This is a genomic window from Nesterenkonia aethiopica, from assembly GCF_039534665.1.
Lineage (GTDB): Bacteria > Actinomycetota > Actinomycetes > Actinomycetales > Micrococcaceae > Nesterenkonia > Nesterenkonia aethiopica.
Window position 1 is genome coordinate 80,576 of the sequence record NZ_BAAAVT010000012.1, and the last position, 17,200, is coordinate 97,775.

Sequence of the window (17,200 nt, forward strand, 5' to 3'; positions counted from 1 at the left end):
GGCGCGCGGGCGAACTCAGTTCTCCAGCTGCAGCGAACGGTTCGTCGCGGCGGTGACCTCGGAGAGCAGGGCGGGGTCCTCGCTGAGGAGACGCCCGTAGGAGGGGACCATGTCCTGCAGCCGCGGCTTCCAGGACTCCACCTGGGCGGGGAAGCAGCGCTCGAGCAGCTTGAGCATGATGGAGGGCGCGGTGGAGGCGCCTGGAGAGGCGCCCAGCAGGCCGGCGATCGTGCCGTCGGCGCCGGCCACCAGCTCCGTGCCGAACTGCAGCACACCCTTGCCCTGACCGTTCTTCTTCATCACCTGGACACGCTGGCCGGCGGTGATCAGCTCCCAAGAGTCCGTCTCGGCCTCAGGGTAGAAGTCCCGCAGGGTCTCGATCTTCTTCTTCGCGGACTTGGAGACCTCCTTCACCAGGTAGGTCACCAGATCGGTGTTGGCCGCGCCCACCTGCATCATGGGCAGCAGGTTGTGCGGACGCACCGAGAACGGAAGGTCGGTGATGGAGCCGTTCTTCAGGAAGTTGGTGGAGAACCCGGCGTAGGGGCCGAACATCAGCGTGCGGCGTCCCTCCACGAACCGGGTGTCCAGGTGCGGCACCGACATCGGCGGGGCGCCCACCGAGGCCAGCCCGTAGACCTTGGCGTGGTGCCGGTCGGCGACGGCGGAGTCTGTGCTGCGCAGGAACTTGCCCGAGACGGGGAAGCCGCCGAAGCCCTTGATCTCTGGGATGCCGGAGGACTGCAGCAGGCTCAGCGCCCCGCCGCCTGCGCCCACGAACACGAACCGCGCCGTGGCGGTGAACTTCTCTCCGGAGGCCGAGTTGCGCACCTTCAGCTGCCACCGGCCGTCGGAGCCGCGGGAGATGGAGGTGACCTCGTGGCCGTAGCGGACCTCCGCACCGGCCTCGTTGAGGTGGTTGGCCAGCTGCCGGGTGAGCGAGCCGAAGTCGACGTCGGTGCCGGAGTCGATCTTCGACGCCGCCACGCGCTGTCGGGGATCGCGGCCCTCGGCGAGCAGCGGGGCCCAGGAGGCGATCTCGTCGAGGTCCTCGGTGTGCTCGATGTCTGAGAACAGCGGCTCGGCCTTCATGGCCTCGTAGCGGTCCTTGAGGTAGCGGGCGTTGTCCTCGCCCCAGACGAAGCTGATGTGCGGCAGGGCATTGATGAAGGTCCGTGGCGAGCCCAGCGTGCCGGACTCCACCCAGTGGGACCACAGCTGCCGGGAGACCTGGTACTGCTCGTTGATGCCGCGGGCCTTGGTCAGGGAGATGCTGCCGTCGGCGTCGCGCGGGGTGTAGTTCAGCTCGCACAGTGCGGCGTGGCCGGTGCCGGCGTTGTTCCAGGGGTCCGAAGACTCCTGACCCGACTGGTCGAGAGTCTCGTACAGGGCGATCGACCAGTTCGGCTCGAGCTCCTGGAGGATGCTCCCCAGGGTGGTGGACATGATGCCACCTCCGATGAGAATGACATCGAACCGTTTGTCCGCGCTGGTCGACGTTGACGTGGCCACAGAACTCTCCTTGAGGTTGTCCGGCGGGTGGGGGTGGGCCAGCCGGGTGCTGGCCACGCAGGTCAGCCGGTTCACCGGGGGCGGCTGAACTCGGACGGGCTCCGAGGAGACTTTACCGCCGGGGAACTCGAGCCATGAAATCTGGGCGGGCAGTGTGACGGACGGATCAGCTCAGCTCATGCGGATCTGCCGGAAAGGCTCGAACAGCACCGGAGACATGGGGTAGTCGGCCACGCGTCGTCCCAGGGCGAGACCGGAGATCGGATGCACCAGCGGGAGCGCGGGAAGGTCCTCGGCCACGACGTCGGCCACCTCGCGGTAGAGCGTCGCGCGCTGCTCATCGTCCGTCTCGGAACGCGCCTGGTGCAGCAGATCCTGGACGTCGTCGGAGTCATAGCCGAACTCTCGGGAGGAGCGTTGGAACAGCGGACCGAAGAAGGAGTGCGGGGACCGGTAGCCTCCGTTGCGCCCCAGCAGGTGCATCGCTCGGTCGTCGTCCTCGAGGAGCTCCTCCAGGTAGCCGGCGTCCCAGGGGACGGGGCGGGGCTCGATCACGAAGCCGGCCTGGGTGAGATCGCGAGCCAGCGAGGCGTAGACGGCCTCGGGGCGGGGAAGGTAGCTGCGGGTCGCGGTCATCGGATAGTAGAAGCGCAGCGGCTCCCCGTCATAGCCGGCGTCGTCCAGGAGATCCTGGGCCTCCTGGAGGTCACGGCCGTACCGTTCCGCGGTCTCGGACTGCACGCCCAGGGCAGCCGGGGTGAACTGGTGCGCCGGGCGCGTCCCCTCCAGGAAGTGCTCGCTCACCAGGTCGGAGCGGTTGATCGCCCGCGCGGCGGCCTCGCGGACCCGATGGTCCTCCATCACGGGATGGGCCAGGTTGAACCCCAGATAGAGCACGGAGAACGGATCACGCTGCAGGATCAGGCGCCCGGACTGCACCAGCGGGCGCAGATTGTCCGCGGTGATGTAGTCGTAGACGTCGACCTGGCCCCGCTGCAGATCCCGCAGCCGATCGAAGGACCGAGGGATGGCGCGGATCTCCACGCGCTCGGGGGCCGGACCGTCCGGAGTCTCCTCGGCGGAGGCCGTGACCGGGCCGTTCCAGTAGTCGGGGAAGGCCTCCAAGGTGACGTCCCCCTCATGGGTCTCCATCACGCGGTAGGCTCCGGTCCCCACCGGGGAGCGGGCCACCAGGCCCGGGTCATCGTCGGAGAGGACTGCAGGAGAGACGATCCCGAAGGCGGGCAGGGTCAGTGCCTGGTGGAGGAACACGATCGGCTCGCTCAACGTGAGGACCACCGTGGACGGATCCTCGGCCTCGACCGATTCCAGGACGCAGTCCTCGTCTCCCAGGTAGCCGCCGAAGATGGCCTCGAACGGCAGGGTTGCGGTGCGGCGGAGATTGCCGGAGCCATGCAGCTCGGGAAGCCGCCCCCACCGCTCCACGTTGGCGACCACGGCGTCGGCGTCAAGGGCCGTAGCGTCGTGGAAGAGGACTCCCTCACGCAGGGTGAAACGGTGGACGAGCCCGGCCTCGTCGACATCCACGTCACGGGCCAGCAGCGGCTCGGTGGCGCCGGTCTCCTGGTCCACGCCCAGCAGGCCCTCGTACACCTGCCGGCAGACCCGTTCGGTCTCCGTGTCGACGGCGAGCGACGGATCCAGGGAGGTGACGGCCGACACCCCTGCGATGACGGCGGTGCGGTCACGACGCTCATCCCGGGAGGCGTCGACGTGGGAGGGCGCCGTCGACGATGCTGAGGCCGCGGGTGAGGCGGCGGTCGGCCCGAGGAGCAGCCCGGCGGCGGCCGCCGCCGTCGATGCTCCCAGCATCTGCCGGCGGTTCAGCTCTTCGGCCATGCGGGCAGGTCTCCTCGTGACAGTCGCGGACGGACCTGACAATGCTACCGCCTGTGCGGTCGGACGCCGGCACGATGCAGGCGCCGCATCTCCGCGCGCACGGCCTGAAATGCACAGCCTGAAGCGCCCGGGAGGGGCCGGTCGGTGCGGGGGGAGTCAGCGCGGGGGAGTCAGCCGTCGTCCGATCCTCTCGAGCTCCGCCAGCACGGTGCGCACCGCCTGGCGGGCATGCCTCTCCGGTCGGCTCAGGGCGATGATGGTCCGTTCGGCCGGGACGCCGCGCAGGGGCCGGAGAGTCACTCCCGGGCCGATGCGGGAGGAGAACCGCGGCAGGACGCCCACTCCCGCTCCACGGGCCACCAGAGCCTCCACGAGGTGGTTGTCCCGCAGGCGCACTGCTCGGTGGACCGCCCGCCCCGTGGCCTGCTCGACTGCCGCAGGGACGGCATCGAAGGGGTAGCCGGTGGGCACCCCGATCCACGGAAGGTCCACGAGCTGGCGGGGATGCAGATGCTCCTCGGCTGCCAGGGGGTGGTCGCTCGGCAGTGCCATGTCCAGAGGCTCCCGAGCCAGCACGGTCGTGATGAGGTCGGAGGCGTCGTCCTGCTGCGGCACAGTCCGGTGACCGACCACGACGTCCGCGTCCCGAGCGAAGTCTGCGAAGCGGTCCATGGACAGGAAGTCACTGAGCTCGACGGTGATGGCGGTCTCGGAGAACCTCTGCACGAGGTCCGGAAGCAGCGCGGCGCCGGCACTGGGGAGAGCCTGCACGGCGACGGTGCCGCGGGGCTCCCCGGTGGTGGCGTCGAGCTGAGCCCGCAGGGCCGCCAGGCGGTGCAGGATGTCGCCGGCGCCGTCGGCGAGGAGCTGACCGGCAGAGGTGAGGCGGATCCCTCGGGAGACCGGTTCGACCAGCTTCACCCCCAGGTCCCGCTCGGCCGTGCGCAGCTGTTGGGACAGTGCGGCGGGGGTGCGGTGGGTGGCGCGTGCGACGGCTGCGAGGCTGCCCCGTGCGGAGAGTTCGCGCAGCAGTTCCAGGTGACGGATCTCCATTCAGTCAGCCTAAATGATCGCGTAAGAAGTATTAGGTAGACCTGAGGGGTCAAGGCTTCGAGGATGGAGCCGTGACCCTGACCCACCGTGCTCTCGCTGTCCTGGCCTCGCTGTGCTGGGGACTGAACGTCATCGCCATCCACATCTCCCTGGAGCACTTCCCGCCGTTGTTCCTCGCCGGAGCGCGCTTCCTGCTGCTGGCGCTTCCCGCGGTGATCTTCGTCCCGTGGCCGGGGGTGCGGCTCCGGCACCTGCTGGGCTTCGGACTGGGCACCGGCACTGTGCAGTTCGTGGGACTGTATCTCGGCATGGCGGCGGGACTCCCCGCGGGCGTCGCCTCGCTGGTGCTCACCTGCGCGGCCCCGTTGACCCTGGTGCTCGGGGTGATCCTGCTGCGCGAGCCGACGAGCGGCAGCGCCGCCGCCGGTGCCGGTCTGGCGCTGGGGGGCCTGGCGCTGGCCGGTTGGGCGCGCGGCGGTGGCGGCGGAGAGTGGGCACCGTTCCTTCTCGTCCTGCTCGGTGCGGTGGGCTGGGCTGCGGGCACCCTGGCCTCCCGGCGGGCTCAGGCCGAGGATCCCCTGGCCCTGGTGCTATGGATGGCCGTGGTGCCTCCTGTCCCATTGCTGGGACTGTCCCTCGTGGTCGAAGGGCCTGAGGAGATCCGAGACGCCCTGGCCGCTTCGATCTCCTGGCAGGCGGCCCCGGCGTGGGCGGGACTGACCTATACGGTACTGGTCGGTTCGCTGCTGGCGCCGGTGGTGTGGGTCTGGCTGCTGAGGCGGCATCCGGCCGGGACGGTGGCGCCCTACTCGATGCTGGTGCCGGTGGTGGGTCTCGTCGCCGCCTGGGCGCTGCTGGGGGAGCGACCGGCAGGGCTGGAGCTGGTCGGGGCCGTGCTGGTGGTGGTCGGGGTGCTCGTCGGCGGACGACGGCGCCCCCGGACCGAGTGAGTGCGGGCGGGGGGACTTGAACCCCCACGTCAAAGACACTGGAACCTAAATCCAGCGCGTCTACCAATTCCGCCACGCCCGCCGATGCCGCGGCGCGCCGTCGAGGCTGTGGCGGCCGCGGCCCATCAGTCTACAAGAGCCGCCCCGCCGGGCCGGCGGTGCGGCTCACGCCAGCGCGGTGCGGCGTCTCAGGCCCCGAGCTTGTCGCGCAGCCGTGCCACGTGGCCGGTGGCCTTCACGTTGTACTGGGCGAGCTCCACCGCGCCGTCCTCGTCGACGACGATCGTTGAGCGGATCAGCCCTTCGGTCACGCGGCCGTAGTTCTTCTTCTCGCCCCAGGCGCCGTAGGCCTCCGCGACCTGGTGGTCCTCATCGCTGAGCAGCGGGAAGTTCAGCGACTCGTTCGCGGTGAACTTCTCCAGTGCGGAGACCGGGTCGGGGGAGAGGCCGAGCACGGCGTATCCGGAAGACTGCAGCGACGCCAGCGAGTCACGGAAGTCGCAGGCCTCCTTGGTGCAGCCCGGGGTGGAGGCCTTCGGGTAGAAGTAGACGATGACCTTCTGTCCGCGGAGGTCGCCGAGGCTGACGGTGCCTCCGCCGACCGCGGGCAGGGTGAACTCGGGTGCTGCGTCACCAGGTGCTAGTCGCTGTGCCATGCAGGGAACCTTTCGACGTGGGGGTGCCGCCGGGGGCGGCGCAGTACGGGCGTCTCCTCGGGCGGGCTCGAGATGTCCTCGGGTCGCCGTGGAGCACCTCCCAGCCTATCGATCGTCGGCCTGTCGATCGTCGGCCTGGGGGACGCGGCGGTGGGGGAAACGGTGTGTAGGGTCCTGGGCGCGGTCCGCCGTGGTCCGTAGACTGGCCGCCATGGTGGAGCAGCCGAACCGCGGAGAGCAGGAGCAGCGCCTGGTCGCGGCCCTGCGCGGGACCTTCGACGTCTCGGTGATGAACTTCGGCTCCTACAACATCCTCTACGCCGCCAATCTCGAGGCGAATGATGCTCGTGCCGTCCTTCCCGGGGAGAGCGCCGACTCGGTCCAGGACGCCGTGAGCATGGCCGAGCACCTGTTGGTCGGCTACCGGCGCCAGCCCACTGAGATCGTGCTGTGCCCGGTGGATCTCGCCGAAGCGATGCCACGGATCACCGGGGCGGCCGCGGATCCGGCGGACGACGCGACGCCGAGGGTGCCCCTGCCGGTGAACATGACGAACCTGGCGGGCATGGCCGCTGAGGGCGACGCCGAGCGGGCGTCTGTGACCATCGCCCTGTCCACCGGTCACCGCGTGGTCCTGGACGTCCGGGGTCGCGTGAGCTTCGACGAGCTGCCCGAGGTCACGCTGGACCAGCGGCGGGACGTCCGGGACTTCACGGAGTTCGTGGACTTCTTCCTGGACCGGCTCGAGGACATGAATCCCGTGTGAGCCCGGGCCCTGCGCACGGCGACGGCCCGAGTCGACATGGCCCCGGCGCAGACGCGGGAAGCCCCGTCTCCAGCTGGAGACGGGGCTTCCCGCGGAGGCGACGACCTGCACTCGTCAGAGTGGGCCCCCCGGGACTCGAACCCGGAACCTGCAGATTAAGAGTCTGATGCTCTGCCAGTTGAGCTAGAGGCCCTCGGCTGCAGGTCGTCGCTTCCGCGATCCGTTGCTCAGTCATCTGCGCAACGACATGAAACTCTAGCACCGGCTTCGTGGCCCTGCCAACTTGAGGAGTCCTCTCTGCCTGTGATCCTCATCGCACCAGCTCAGCACCGTGCCGACGGAACCGTGAGGCACCCGTCGGCACGGTGCTGAGGACCTGACGGTCAGGCGGGCTGGGCCCGCATGTCCCCGAGGTCCAGGCTCCCGGCGTGACGGCGCAGCAGCCAGACGGCGGTCGCCGCCACGAGCCCGAAGATCAGGTGCCCGACGAGGCTCTGCAGGGTCATGGCGTTGATCATGAACACCGGCATGCCGAGCATGGCGGGCATGATCAGCAGGGCACCGACGCCCCACAGCACGACGCCGTAGCCGGCACCGAGCAGCAGCAGCGGTGCAGGCCGAGCGCTGGTGATCACGACGCCGAACGCGACGCCGAACAGCAGCGAGATGCCCATGTGGACCAGGCCTCCGACGGCGGCGCTCTCGACACCGACCAGGGCGCCGACCATGGGCAACATCCCCATCGCCGCCATCATCATGCCGAAGACGACGCCGCCGGCCAGTCCTCCCAGGCCGCCATGGACGGCACGGCGTGTCAGCGTTCCCGCCGCTCCGGCGGCGTGGGCTCCCTGAGTGGAAGTCATGTCCCTCTCCTCTCCACATGCCGCAGGTGCGGCACCGGGGCGTTTCCCCGGTGATTCCATTCCACGGCGCCGAACGCGAGGTGCTGACCCGAATGTCAGCCTGATGACATAATCGATGCCATGGCGCCCTCACGATTCCTCACCCTTCCCTGGCAGCAGGTGACGGCCGAGACGGCGGGCCCCGACGCCGAGATGGCCGCTCTGCGGCAGGCCGCTTGGGTGGCGCGCTGCGTGGGCCGTGGTGCGTCGGCGCCCCTGAGCGCCACCGATGTCTCCGCCATCGCGACCTACCTGACCACTCGCCAGTTCGAGCCGGGGCAGAAGCTCTTCGCCGACGGGATGGCCCCCGGAGCCGAGCCCGAGTCGGCGGGAGTGTGGATCATCCGCAGCGGGCGGGTCGAGCTCATCGCGGGGGCGGGGGAGCGTCGCTCCGTGGTCCACGTGCTCCATCCGGGGGACGTCGACGGCGACGTGCAGTTGCTCCTGGACATGCCGTTCCCGTACACGGGCCGAGCACTGGAGGAGGTCACCGCGCTGCACTTGGAGGCCGACGGCTTCGAGCGCCTCCTGGGGCACCATCCGGCGATCGCCCGCCGATGGCTCGCCTCGATCGCCGAGCGCCTGGCGATGAGCCAGAACCGCATCATCGGCCTGCTGGGTCGGTCATTGCCCGCCCAGATCTCCCAGGTGCTGCTGGATGAGGCAGTGCAGGGGGAGGTGCTGCTGCCTCAGCGCACCGTGGCCGCGATGATCGGCGTGCAGCGGCCCTCGCTGAACAAGGTGCTCAAGGACCTGGAGCGGCGCGGCGTGATCGGTGTCGGCTACGGGGTCATCACGCTGCGCGACGCAGAGGCGCTCGCTGAGCTGGCCCGGTGATGTTGTGAGGCAGCGCCTCAGCGCAGGCCGAACAGGCGCTGCCTGTTGACCCGCCGGGTCTCGCCCCGGATGGTGAACAGCGAGATGATGGTGCCGATGTAGAAGAATCCCAGGGTCAGCAGGAAGAGGATCCCTTTGAGGATCTTCCCCAGGTAGAAGTACTGCAGCCCTGCCACGAAGAAGAAGCCCAGGATGGTGAGCACCAGGGCGATCCCGGGATCCTTCTGCGGGCCGTCGAACGCACGAGAAGCCATAGCGCCATCCTACGCCTGGCTCAGGCCCACCTCTTCTCCTGGCCCTGGCCGACCCTGTCGTACCTGTGTAGGACCGTTCCCTGGAGCCTCCTACGGCCTTGCGAGGCGCCGCAGCGGTTCCGCCGGGAACGGAGGTGCCTGACACTGGTGATCGGAACGGCCGTCGGAGACAGGAGGTTCCCGATGTCGACAGGCTCGTCAGCACAGCGCAGGCGCGTCACGGTGGCAGGGAGACGACTCAGCCTGTCCAATCTGGACAAGCAGATGTATCCGGCCACCGGTATGACCAAGGCCGACGTGCAGGAGTACCTGCGGGCTGTCGCTCCGGTGATGGTGCCGCACCTTCGTGGCCGCCCGGTCACCCGCAAGAGGTGGCCCGACGGTGTCGGCACGGCGGAGAGCCCGATGAAGCCCTTCTTCCGCAAAGCCCTCGAAGACTCCGCCCCGGACTGGGTGCCGCGGATCGATCAGCAGCACCAGGATCACACCACCACCTACCCTCTGGTGGACGATGAGGCGGTGCTGGCATGGTTCGGTCAGGTGGCGGCCCTCGAGCTGCACGTCCCCCAGTGGCGTGTCGACGACGCCGGCGACCCGCAGCCACCGGACCGCATGGTCCTCGACCTCGACCCCGGAGACGGCTCGGACCTGCGTGACTGTGCCCAGGTGGCCCGCTGGTGCGCCGAGCTGCTGGACGGCATGGCGCTGACCGGCATCCCGGTGACCTCCGGCTCGGCGGGGGTCCACCTGTATGCGGCGCTTGACGGCTCACGCACTTCTCCCGAGGTGTCCGCCGTGGCCCAGGGGCTCGCGCAGGCGCTTGAGAAGGAGCATCCTGACCAGGTGGTCAGTCGGATGGACCGGTCCGCCCGACGGGGCAAGGTGTTCATCGACTGGAGCCAGAACAGCCGAAGCAAGACCACCGTGGCCCCCTACTCCCTGCGAGGACGTCCGCGTCCGACCGTCGCGGCGCCTCGTACCTGGGAGGAGCTGGAGGATCCTGATCTGCGGCAGCTCGAATGCGATGAGGTCCTGCGGCGCGTGGCAGACGGGCTGGACCCGCTGCAGGGCCTGAGCGACAGCGACGCCGTGGCCTAGAGCTCTCCCGGCCAGACGGCCGCCTCCCTGAGTCGGGCCGTGTGGAGGGGTCTGCGGGGTGACAAGTCGCCCGATGACATCCGCTGGGAGTGATCGAGCTTTCTCGGAGACCGTCACCAGCCGGAAGGCTGACCTGCACTGATCGTGAGCCGGCGTGGCGCACGGGAGCCCTGCGAGGGATCGAGGGCGTGAATTACCTCATGATTGTGTGTCCTAAAGGTCTGTGGCTGTGCTTCAATGGATGAGGATCTGTTGCGGAGCGGGCGTCCGGCTCCTCCGACCCATCCGAGGGAGACGCTATGGCCGGTGAGAAGGCAGGCACTGCGCGCGATGTGGCGCGCCTGGTCGACGGGGTGGCGCTGCGCCGTCGGTGCGCGACGTCGACGGCCCAGCGGCTGCTGGCGGGCGCCGGTCGGCTGAGTCTCGTGGCATATCGGGAGGAGCCACAGCGGGAGCTTGCGGTCCTCGCCCACGGGATGACCGACGTCGGCGCCTGGCTCGTCGTCCTGGGATCAGAGGGCACGCCGACCGCTGCCGAAGGAGATGAGGCCGACGTCCGGCTGCAGATCGACCAGTTCGGTGCGCAGGCGGATGTCCGGGTGCAGGTCGCGAGTCTCCATGCGCTGGGTCGCGTGCACATGCTCAGTCCCGATGCCGCCCACCATGCGCTCACCGAGCACGCCCTGTCAGACGAGCTGGTCGCAGCCGCCGCGGCGCCATTCGCGCGGGTGGCCATGGTGCAGAGCGACAGCGTTCTGGTCCACGCCCGCGAGGACGTGGAGAAGCTTCCGTGGGACCAGGTGGCGCAGCCAGGGGCATGGCCGCTGGGCATCGATGAATGGAGCGCGCTGGACACCGCCGCTGCACTCGCCCCCGAGGTCGTGGCGCGGCTGATGGAAGAACTCGCGCACGGTGTGCGGCGCGGCATCCTCGGGCGGACCCTGCCGGCTCCGCGGGAGCTCGACGGGTCAGTGGAGCAGATGCTGCTCGACGTCGACGCCGAGGGGTGCACGTGGCTGGTGCGCGAGGGCGATCAGGTGCGGGCCGTCTTGATCGCGTTCGACCAGCCGGTCACGGATGCGGCCGGATTCGAGGCCGCGCTGCGGGCCTGGTGCGTGCAGGTGGCCTGAGGCCCCGAGCCCTCGGGCGCCCCGTCAGCTCACTCCTGTGAGTAGGTGAGACAGTTCGCGGTGTCACCACCGACAGTGACGGCCTCGGCGGAGCACATCAGGTCGGTGTTGTGGACGCACTCCAAGCGCTGGCACGCCCCCACGTGTCCTTCAGCGGTCGGCAGACCGCCGCGGACATCCAGGGCGATGAAGGTCCCACAGCTGGGGGAGCCGGCGGAACCGGTGATGGTGACGGCATCAGCGCGGCAGGCGCCATCGTTGAAGGCGCACGACGTGGCGGCGCAGGACGTGACAGTGGCGAGACTGGTCATGACAGGACTCCTCAGTGCTCTGCCCGCTCGGCGGTTCCTGAGCGGATGCCGCCAGAGTATGCCTCGATGACAGGGCCCACAAGACCAGCGCGCCTCACCGGATTCCACGAGATCTCGGGGCCGGAACCGGCACCGACCGAGGCAGGCGCGCCTGGCAGGATGACAGCACACCAGTGTGATCGAACCAGGTCTGACCTGGAGTGACGCAATCGTCAGGCATGGTCGTCGGGCGGGACCATCGACCGCTCAGGAGAAGCCGGCCTCGCGGATGCGCCCGTGCGCGCCGTCGAGACCCACAGGAGGTGACGGAGTTCCCTGCCGGGAGGAGGGGCGGCCCGCCGCATGGAGCGGACTCCAGCCGGTCCGGCGCGCCGAGACACTCGGGCGTTCCGGGGAGGCTCGGAGGCACATCACTGCTGGTCACTGACCTCGGAAGACGCCTGTGACAGTGCTCACGGGTGCGTCAGAGTTGACGCACATCACAAGTCGACGCAATATGGTGTGCCTCAGCGCCCGCCGGCCGACCCGCCGTCGGGTGTCTTGTCTTGTGCACAACAATCCGAGGGGACACCCACCCGATGAGCACCACCACTCAGGAGCCGGAACCCGGCTCAAGCGCGTCAGGACCCGAGGGCGAGGACGCCCCGCGCGGACCCATCACCGGTTCGGGGAAGCGACACGGCCTCTTCCAGCGCTTCCTCGACATCGTCGAGCTCCTCGGCAACAAGCTGCCGCACCCGGCCACGCTGTTCGCTCTGCTCGCGGCCTTCGTCGTCGTGCTGTCCTGGGCTCTCTCGCAGGCCGGGATCAGCGTCATCGACCCCTTGGAGGGCGAGGAGGTCGAGGTCTTCAACCTGCTCTCCGCGGAGGGCATCGAATGGATGTTCACCTCAGCGGTGGACAACTTCATCAACTTCGCGCCGCTGGGTGTGGTCCTGGCGACCATGATCGGCATCGGCATGGCCGAGCAGAGCGGGCTGATCGGCACGGCGCTGAAGACGTTCATCCTGTCCATCCCGCGGTTCCTCGTGACCTTCGGCATCGTCTTCGCAGGCATCATGTCCTCGGTCGCCTCCGACGCCGGCTACGTGGTGCTGCCCCCGCTGGCGGCCATCCTGTTCATCGCCGTGGGGCGCCACCCTCTGGCCGGCATCGCCGCCGCCTTCGCAGGCGTCTCGGCAGGGTTCAGCGCGAATCTGCTGCTCTCGGCCACCGACGTCATGCTCGGTGAGCTCACGATCGAGGCCGCCGCGACCGTGGACCCGGCCTATGCCGAGCAGATGAATCTCGCCATGAACTACTGGTTCATCATCGCCTCCACCGCGCTGCTGGCCGTCGTCGGCACCCTGGTGAGCCAGTTCGTGGTCGAGCCGCGCCTCGGCTCCTGGCACGGCGAAGGCGTCCTGGCGGATCAGGACCGCTCGGCCCTGAAGATCACCGCCGTGGAGAAGAAGGGCATGATCGCCGCCGGCATCTCGTTGGTGATCACCGTGGGTCTGCTCCTGCTGCTCATCGTCCCGGAGAACGGTGTGCTGCGCGGCGAGGACGGCGCGGTCGTCCAATCGCCGTTCATGAGCTCCCTGGTGGTGGTCATCATCATCGCGTTCTTCGTGCCAGGGCTCGTCTACGGAATCGTCACGAAGGTGGTCCGCAATGACACGGACGTGATCAACCATGTCTCCAAGACGCTGGCCGGGATGGCCATGTTCCTGGTCCTGGCCTTCACCGCTGGCCAGTTCATCGCCTACTTCAACCAGTCGAACATCGGCCTGCTGGTCTCGGTCGGCGGAGCCGACCTCCTGGAGTCCATCAACCTCACCGGGCTGCCGCTGATCCTGCTGTTCATGGGCTTCGTGGCCGTGGTGAACCTGCTGGTCGGGTCGGCCTCGGCGAAATGGGCCATGCTCGCCCCGGTCATGGTGCCGATCCTGATGCATCTGGGCATCTCTCCGGAGTTCACCCAGGCGGCCTACCGGGTCTCGGACTCGGCCACCAACATCCTCAGCCCGCTGATGACTTACTTCGCCATCGTCATCGCGGTGGCACAGAAGTATGACAAGCGCATCGGGATCGGCTCTCTGATCTCGGTGATGCTGCCGTACTCGCTGGCCTTCATGGCGGCCTGGACGGTGATGACCACGGGGTGGATGTGGCTGGACCTGCCGCTGGGGCCGAACGCGCCGATCCACTACGAGCCCTGAGTCCGGCCTCACCGTGCATCCTCGGTCATCCCGCTGTCGGTGGCCTCATGGCCCGGAGAGCTCCGCGACGACGAGGTCGACCTTCTCGCGGAGGCGGTCGGGAGGGAGTCCCAGAGCCCACTGGGCGACATCGGTGATGAATCGACGGTACGCCGCATGGTGGGCTGCAGAGTCACCGGCCAGCGATGAGTTGACATAGGCCCCGGCGCCGTCGACCGCGACGAAGATGCGCACGCAAGCGGTCAACGGATCCTGTGCGGGAAAGGTGCCCTCGGCGATGCCATCCTCGATCAGTGCGATCAGGCGTTCCCGATCCAGCTCCTCCTGCGCGACGAGGGTCTCTGCGAGGCGTGGGTGGTGCCGGGAGAGATGTCGCGCATTGAGCCACAGCCGGGAGAGGTCATCGGCATGCCCGCCCTCCAGCCGGGCGATCATCTGAGCGAGCCGCATCAGGGGGGTTCCCTCGGCGGGGATCAGTCGGGAGCGCTCGTCGGAGAGCGCACGTTCGCAGGCGGCCACCAGCAGATCGTCGACCGTGGGGAAGTAGTGGCTGATCAGCCCGGGTCTGACGTTGATGCCGGCCGCCACTGCGCGCAGGGTGATTCTCTCCAGGCCGACGGCGACGGCGAGCCGTGCGGCCTCCGCGATGATCTCGTGCCGTCGTTCTTCCGGGTCTTTGCGGGAAGCTGTGGATGTGATCCTTGACACCATGCCCTCCATCCTATTGGGTAGGTGACCAACAGCGTATTGGTCATAAGGCCAATAGTCGGGTCGCAGGGGTGACGCGACACTCGAACAGGGGGAGAGGCCATGGAAGAACGCAGGCATCGGGCCAGCGGGGAGTCCGCGACACCCGACCCGGGAAGGTTGGACAGCGGTCCAGCCCCGGCACGAGCGCGAGAAGCACACCCGGCGGCGGATCCGGCGGGCTCCGTGGCGGTGCAGGACGCGGCGCATGCCCCGGAGAAGGCGCCCGTCGAGCTCGAGACGCGAGGCATCGGCCTGGTGCCGCAGCAGGAGCGCAGAGGTCGGCCGCGCGACCTGTTCTTCATATGGGCCGCGCCCATGGTCAGCGTGCTCAACTTCACCATCGGTGCCTCCCTGGTCTTCATGGGGCTCGAGCTGTGGCAGGCGATGACCCTCATCGTGGTGGGCAGCCTGCCGTGGATCTTCACCGGCATCGCTGCTGCGGCCGGTCCCGCGGCCGGGACGGCGAGTTCCGCGATCACGCGAGCCGTCTACGGCATCCGCGGGAACTCCGGCGTCATGGTCGTCTATGGGGGACTCATCTCCGCGGTCTTCCTGGCCCTGAACTGGCTGGCCTCGACTTTCATGGGAGCCGAAATCGTCGCCATGACCGGGCTGGCCGACTCCGGAACGGCCCGGGTGGCCGTCACCCTCGCCGTCTCCGTGATCACAGTTCTGGTGGCCGTCTACGGGCACGGGCTCATCACGCGGGCCTATGGCTGGATCACCGGGGTCCTTCTGGTGATCTTCGTGATGGTCACAGTGGTGAGCCTGACCGCGGTGGACTGGGGCTTCCGTCAGCCGGAGCCGCTGCAGGGGATCCAGCTGTGGGTGGTGCTGAGCATCGGCTTCGCTGTGCTGGCCTCGACCCCGCTGTCCTTCTCAAACAGCCCCGACATGGCGCGGTACCTTCCCCAGGACACCCCACGATGGCGCATCGCCACGGCCACCGCCGCCGGCGGCGCACTGCCATGCATCGTCTTCACCGCCGTCGGGGCGCTGCTGGCGACCGCCATGAGCCCGGTGGCTCTCGAGATCGGGGTGGAGCATGCCCTGTTGGGGCTGCTGCCTGCCTGGCTGGGAGTGCTGTTCGTCCTGGGTGTGGTCCTGAACACGGTGGCGCTGAACGCCATGACCACCTACACGGCATCCATGGTGCTGCAGGCGATCGGACTGCCGATCAGGAGGATCACCGCGGCAGTGGTGGTGGGTGTGATGGCGACCGTCCTGACCCTCGTGCTGGTGTTCTCCACTGGCCTGCTCGAAGCGGTGAACCTGCTGCTGCAGCTCCTGATCGTGATTTCGGCGCCCACGATGACTCTGCTGTGCATGGACGCACTCATGCGTCGATACCGCTATGACGGGCCGGGACTGCTGGACGCGACGCCCTCGAGCCCGTACTGGGGCGTGGCAGGGTGCAGCCCGGCCGGGCTGACGGCCCTCCTGGCGGGGATGGCTTCCGGCGCGCTGGCCCTCACCACGGACCTGGGCACCGGCCCGCTCTCCGCGGCGCTGGGTCACCTGGACCTTTCGGTCCCGGTCTCCATGGTCGTCGCAGGCACGGTATATGCCGTCATGACCCGCGGAGGTCGCAGGATGCATCGTCCAGTCACCTGCGACGTGCGAGGAGGGTCGCGATGACCGCCGACGGCCACTCCCTCCAGGTCGACTTGCCGACGTCGGCCGACCCGTCGGGGGAGGAGGTCTCGCCGCGTCCCGGGGTCGACACCTGGCAGGAGCCTCCGCACGTCCGTTGGGCCTTCACCCACCTCTCGGAGGTCCTGCCCTCAGCGCGCATCCCTCGCCGCGGGAGCCGCTCCCACACTGCCGTGGGGCAGCAGGCCGGGGAGGTGCCCGCTGCGCTGCAGAGGGTTCCGGACCTGGCGCGTCGGCTCGACGAGACCCACACGGATGCGCTGCTCGTCGTCCGTGGAGGAGAGGTGTGCGCCCAGTGGTACGCCCCTGGCTGCGGGCCGGACGACCTGCACCTGGTGATGAGCGTGTCGAAGTCGCTGTGCGGGCTCGTGGCCGGGTCGTTGGTCATGGACGGCCTCTGGCGCCTGGACGATCCGGTGGTCAGTTTCGTGCCGGAGCTCGCCGACGGGGCCTACGCCCGAGCGACCATCGGCGACCTGCTGGACATGACGGTGAGTGTGGACTACGACGAGGACTATCTGAATCCCCGTTCCGAGCTACAGCGCCATGACCGCAGCGCCGGCTGGCGCACCGCCCGTCCGGGTGACCCCGCGGACACTCCGGGCTTCCTGCGTACGCTCACCGGGGCGGGTCCTCAGGGGCGCTTCCAGTACTGCTCGGCCACCACCGATGTGCTGGCGTGGGCGATCGAGCGGGCCACCGGGGCCCGCTACGTAGACCAGCTGGCTGATCGTGTGTGGTCCAGACTTCGCCCGGATCATGATGCCATGGTGACGGTGGATCGATCGGGATTCGCCCATGCCGACGGCGGAGTCTCTTGCACGGCGCGCGACCTCGCCCGGGTAGGAGAGATGGTGCTGGCCGGCGGACGAGCGCCCGGAGGGCGCGTGGTCGCGGCGCAGTGGGCCGAGAGCATCCTGGCTGGCGGAGATCCCCGCCAGATGGTCGACCAGGGCTGGACCTCGGTCTACCCCGGCGGCTCCTATACGCGGCAGTGGTGGTGCACGGGAAACCGGCGCGGCAACGTCACCGGCCTCGGCATCCATGGTCAGCACCTCTGGTTGGATCCGCAGTCGTCCACGGTCATCGTCAAACTGTCCAGCTGGCCTCAGCCAGACGCCGAGCAGGACCAACGGACGCAGGCGCTGTTGATGGAAGACCTGACGCGGGCTCTTGCCGCAGAGTGCGGCGCGGATTCGCCGTGACCGACGGCGGCGCGCTATTGTGTATCGGTCCGTGCCGTCTGTCGGGCGCCGTCTCCTCCGCG

Annotated in this window: 16 protein-coding genes and 2 tRNA genes; 8 read left to right on the plus strand and 10 right to left on the minus strand. The window is 68.9% G+C overall.

Going from position 1 to position 17,200, the window contains the following annotated elements; genetic code table 11:
• Positions 1-15: 15 nt before the first annotated feature.
• From ABD658_RS10305 to ABD658_RS10315, 3 genes are all read right to left on the minus strand, one after another.
• Positions 16-1,512 carry a malate:quinone oxidoreductase gene (locus tag ABD658_RS10305; protein ID WP_344681916.1) on the minus strand — a complete coding sequence of 499 codons (1,497 nt, stop codon included), beginning with the start codon at positions 1,510-1,512 and terminating at the stop codon, positions 16-18.
• Between the two features lie 171 nt (positions 1,513-1,683).
• Positions 1,684-3,372 (minus strand): ABC transporter substrate-binding protein, encoded by a 1,689-nt coding sequence (locus tag ABD658_RS10310; protein ID WP_344744474.1) that lies wholly within the window; start codon positions 3,370-3,372, stop codon positions 1,684-1,686.
• Between the two features lie 156 nt (positions 3,373-3,528).
• Positions 3,529-4,425: a LysR family transcriptional regulator gene (locus ABD658_RS10315; protein ID WP_344681801.1), complete on the minus strand. Its 897-nt coding sequence runs from the start codon at positions 4,423-4,425 to the stop codon at positions 3,529-3,531.
• Positions 4,426-4,496: 71 nt separating this feature from the next.
• Between ABD658_RS10315 and ABD658_RS10320 the strand changes: the two genes are divergently transcribed.
• On the plus strand, positions 4,497-5,375 hold the full coding sequence (locus ABD658_RS10320) for an EamA family transporter (RefSeq protein ID WP_344681799.1): 879 nt from the start codon (positions 4,497-4,499) through the stop codon (positions 5,373-5,375).
• A 1-nt stretch (position 5,376) separates the two neighbouring features.
• Here the strand turns inward: ABD658_RS10320 and ABD658_RS10325 are convergent.
• Together ABD658_RS10325 and bcp are read right to left on the minus strand one after the other, a co-directional pair.
• Positions 5,377-5,457, minus strand: a tRNA-Leu gene (locus tag ABD658_RS10325).
• A 106-nt stretch (positions 5,458-5,563) separates the two neighbouring features.
• On the minus strand, positions 5,564-6,031 hold the full coding sequence (gene bcp / locus ABD658_RS10330) for a thioredoxin-dependent thiol peroxidase (RefSeq protein WP_311024839.1): 468 nt from the start codon (positions 6,029-6,031) through the stop codon (positions 5,564-5,566).
• Between the two features lie 211 nt (positions 6,032-6,242).
• On the opposite strand from bcp, the gene ABD658_RS10335 reads away from it, so the two are divergent.
• A complete protein-coding gene (locus ABD658_RS10335) occupies positions 6,243-6,797 on the plus strand; it encodes a hypothetical protein (RefSeq protein ID WP_344681796.1) in 555 nt (184 codons plus the stop codon).
• Positions 6,798-6,917: 120 nt separating this feature from the next.
• Here ABD658_RS10335 and ABD658_RS10340 read toward each other — a convergent pair.
• Both ABD658_RS10340 and ABD658_RS10345 read right to left on the minus strand, forming a co-directional pair.
• Positions 6,918-6,990 (minus strand) — tRNA-Lys (locus tag ABD658_RS10340).
• Positions 6,991-7,180: 190 nt separating this feature from the next.
• Positions 7,181-7,660, minus strand: coding sequence for a hypothetical protein (locus ABD658_RS10345; protein ID WP_344681794.1), 480 nt, complete (start codon positions 7,658-7,660; stop codon positions 7,181-7,183).
• Positions 7,661-7,780: 120 nt separating this feature from the next.
• Here ABD658_RS10345 and ABD658_RS10350 point away from each other — a divergent pair, with 120 nt between their 5' ends.
• Entirely contained in the window at positions 7,781-8,536 is a 756-nt protein-coding gene (locus ABD658_RS10350; RefSeq protein WP_344681792.1) for a Crp/Fnr family transcriptional regulator, read from the plus strand.
• 17 nt (positions 8,537-8,553) lie between these two features.
• On the opposite strand, the gene ABD658_RS10355 is transcribed toward ABD658_RS10350, so the two are convergent.
• Positions 8,554-8,790 carry an NINE protein gene (locus ABD658_RS10355; protein ID WP_070160476.1) on the minus strand — a complete coding sequence of 79 codons (237 nt, stop codon included), beginning with the start codon at positions 8,788-8,790 and terminating at the stop codon, positions 8,554-8,556.
• A 222-nt stretch (positions 8,791-9,012) separates the two neighbouring features.
• Between ABD658_RS10355 and ligD the strand changes: the two genes are divergently transcribed.
• Positions 9,013-9,888, plus strand: a complete 876-nt coding sequence (ligD, locus tag ABD658_RS10360; RefSeq protein ID WP_344681789.1) for a non-homologous end-joining DNA ligase — start codon at positions 9,013-9,015, stop codon at positions 9,886-9,888.
• A gap of 299 nt (positions 9,889-10,187) precedes the next feature.
• Entirely contained in the window at positions 10,188-11,018 is an 831-nt protein-coding gene (locus tag ABD658_RS10365) for a hypothetical protein (protein WP_344681787.1), read from the plus strand.
• Positions 11,019-11,047: 29 nt separating this feature from the next.
• Here the strand turns inward: ABD658_RS10365 and ABD658_RS10370 are convergent, their stop codons facing one another.
• Positions 11,048-11,329 (minus strand): DUF1540 domain-containing protein, encoded by a 282-nt coding sequence (locus ABD658_RS10370; protein ID WP_085437085.1) that lies wholly within the window; start codon positions 11,327-11,329, stop codon positions 11,048-11,050.
• A gap of 578 nt (positions 11,330-11,907) precedes the next feature.
• Between ABD658_RS10370 and ABD658_RS10375 the strand changes: the two genes are divergently transcribed.
• Positions 11,908-13,530, plus strand: coding sequence for an AbgT family transporter (locus tag ABD658_RS10375; RefSeq protein WP_344681783.1), 1,623 nt, complete (start codon positions 11,908-11,910; stop codon positions 13,528-13,530).
• Positions 13,531-13,575: 45 nt separating this feature from the next.
• On the opposite strand, the gene ABD658_RS10380 is transcribed toward ABD658_RS10375, so the two are convergent.
• Positions 13,576-14,241, minus strand: coding sequence for a TetR/AcrR family transcriptional regulator (locus ABD658_RS10380; RefSeq protein WP_344681781.1), 666 nt, complete (start codon positions 14,239-14,241; stop codon positions 13,576-13,578).
• Positions 14,242-14,463: 222 nt separating this feature from the next.
• Between ABD658_RS10380 and ABD658_RS10385 the strand changes: the two genes are divergently transcribed.
• Together ABD658_RS10385 and ABD658_RS10390 are read left to right on the plus strand one after the other, a co-directional pair.
• Positions 14,464-15,918, plus strand: a complete 1,455-nt coding sequence (locus tag ABD658_RS10385) for a purine-cytosine permease family protein (RefSeq protein WP_344681779.1) — start codon at positions 14,464-14,466, stop codon at positions 15,916-15,918.
• Positions 15,915-17,138 carry a serine hydrolase domain-containing protein gene (locus ABD658_RS10390; protein WP_344681777.1) on the plus strand — a complete coding sequence of 408 codons (1,224 nt, stop codon included), beginning with the start codon at positions 15,915-15,917 and terminating at the stop codon, positions 17,136-17,138. The genes ABD658_RS10385 and ABD658_RS10390 overlap by 4 nt, the downstream gene beginning before the upstream one ends.
• Positions 17,139-17,200 lie beyond the last annotated feature (62 nt).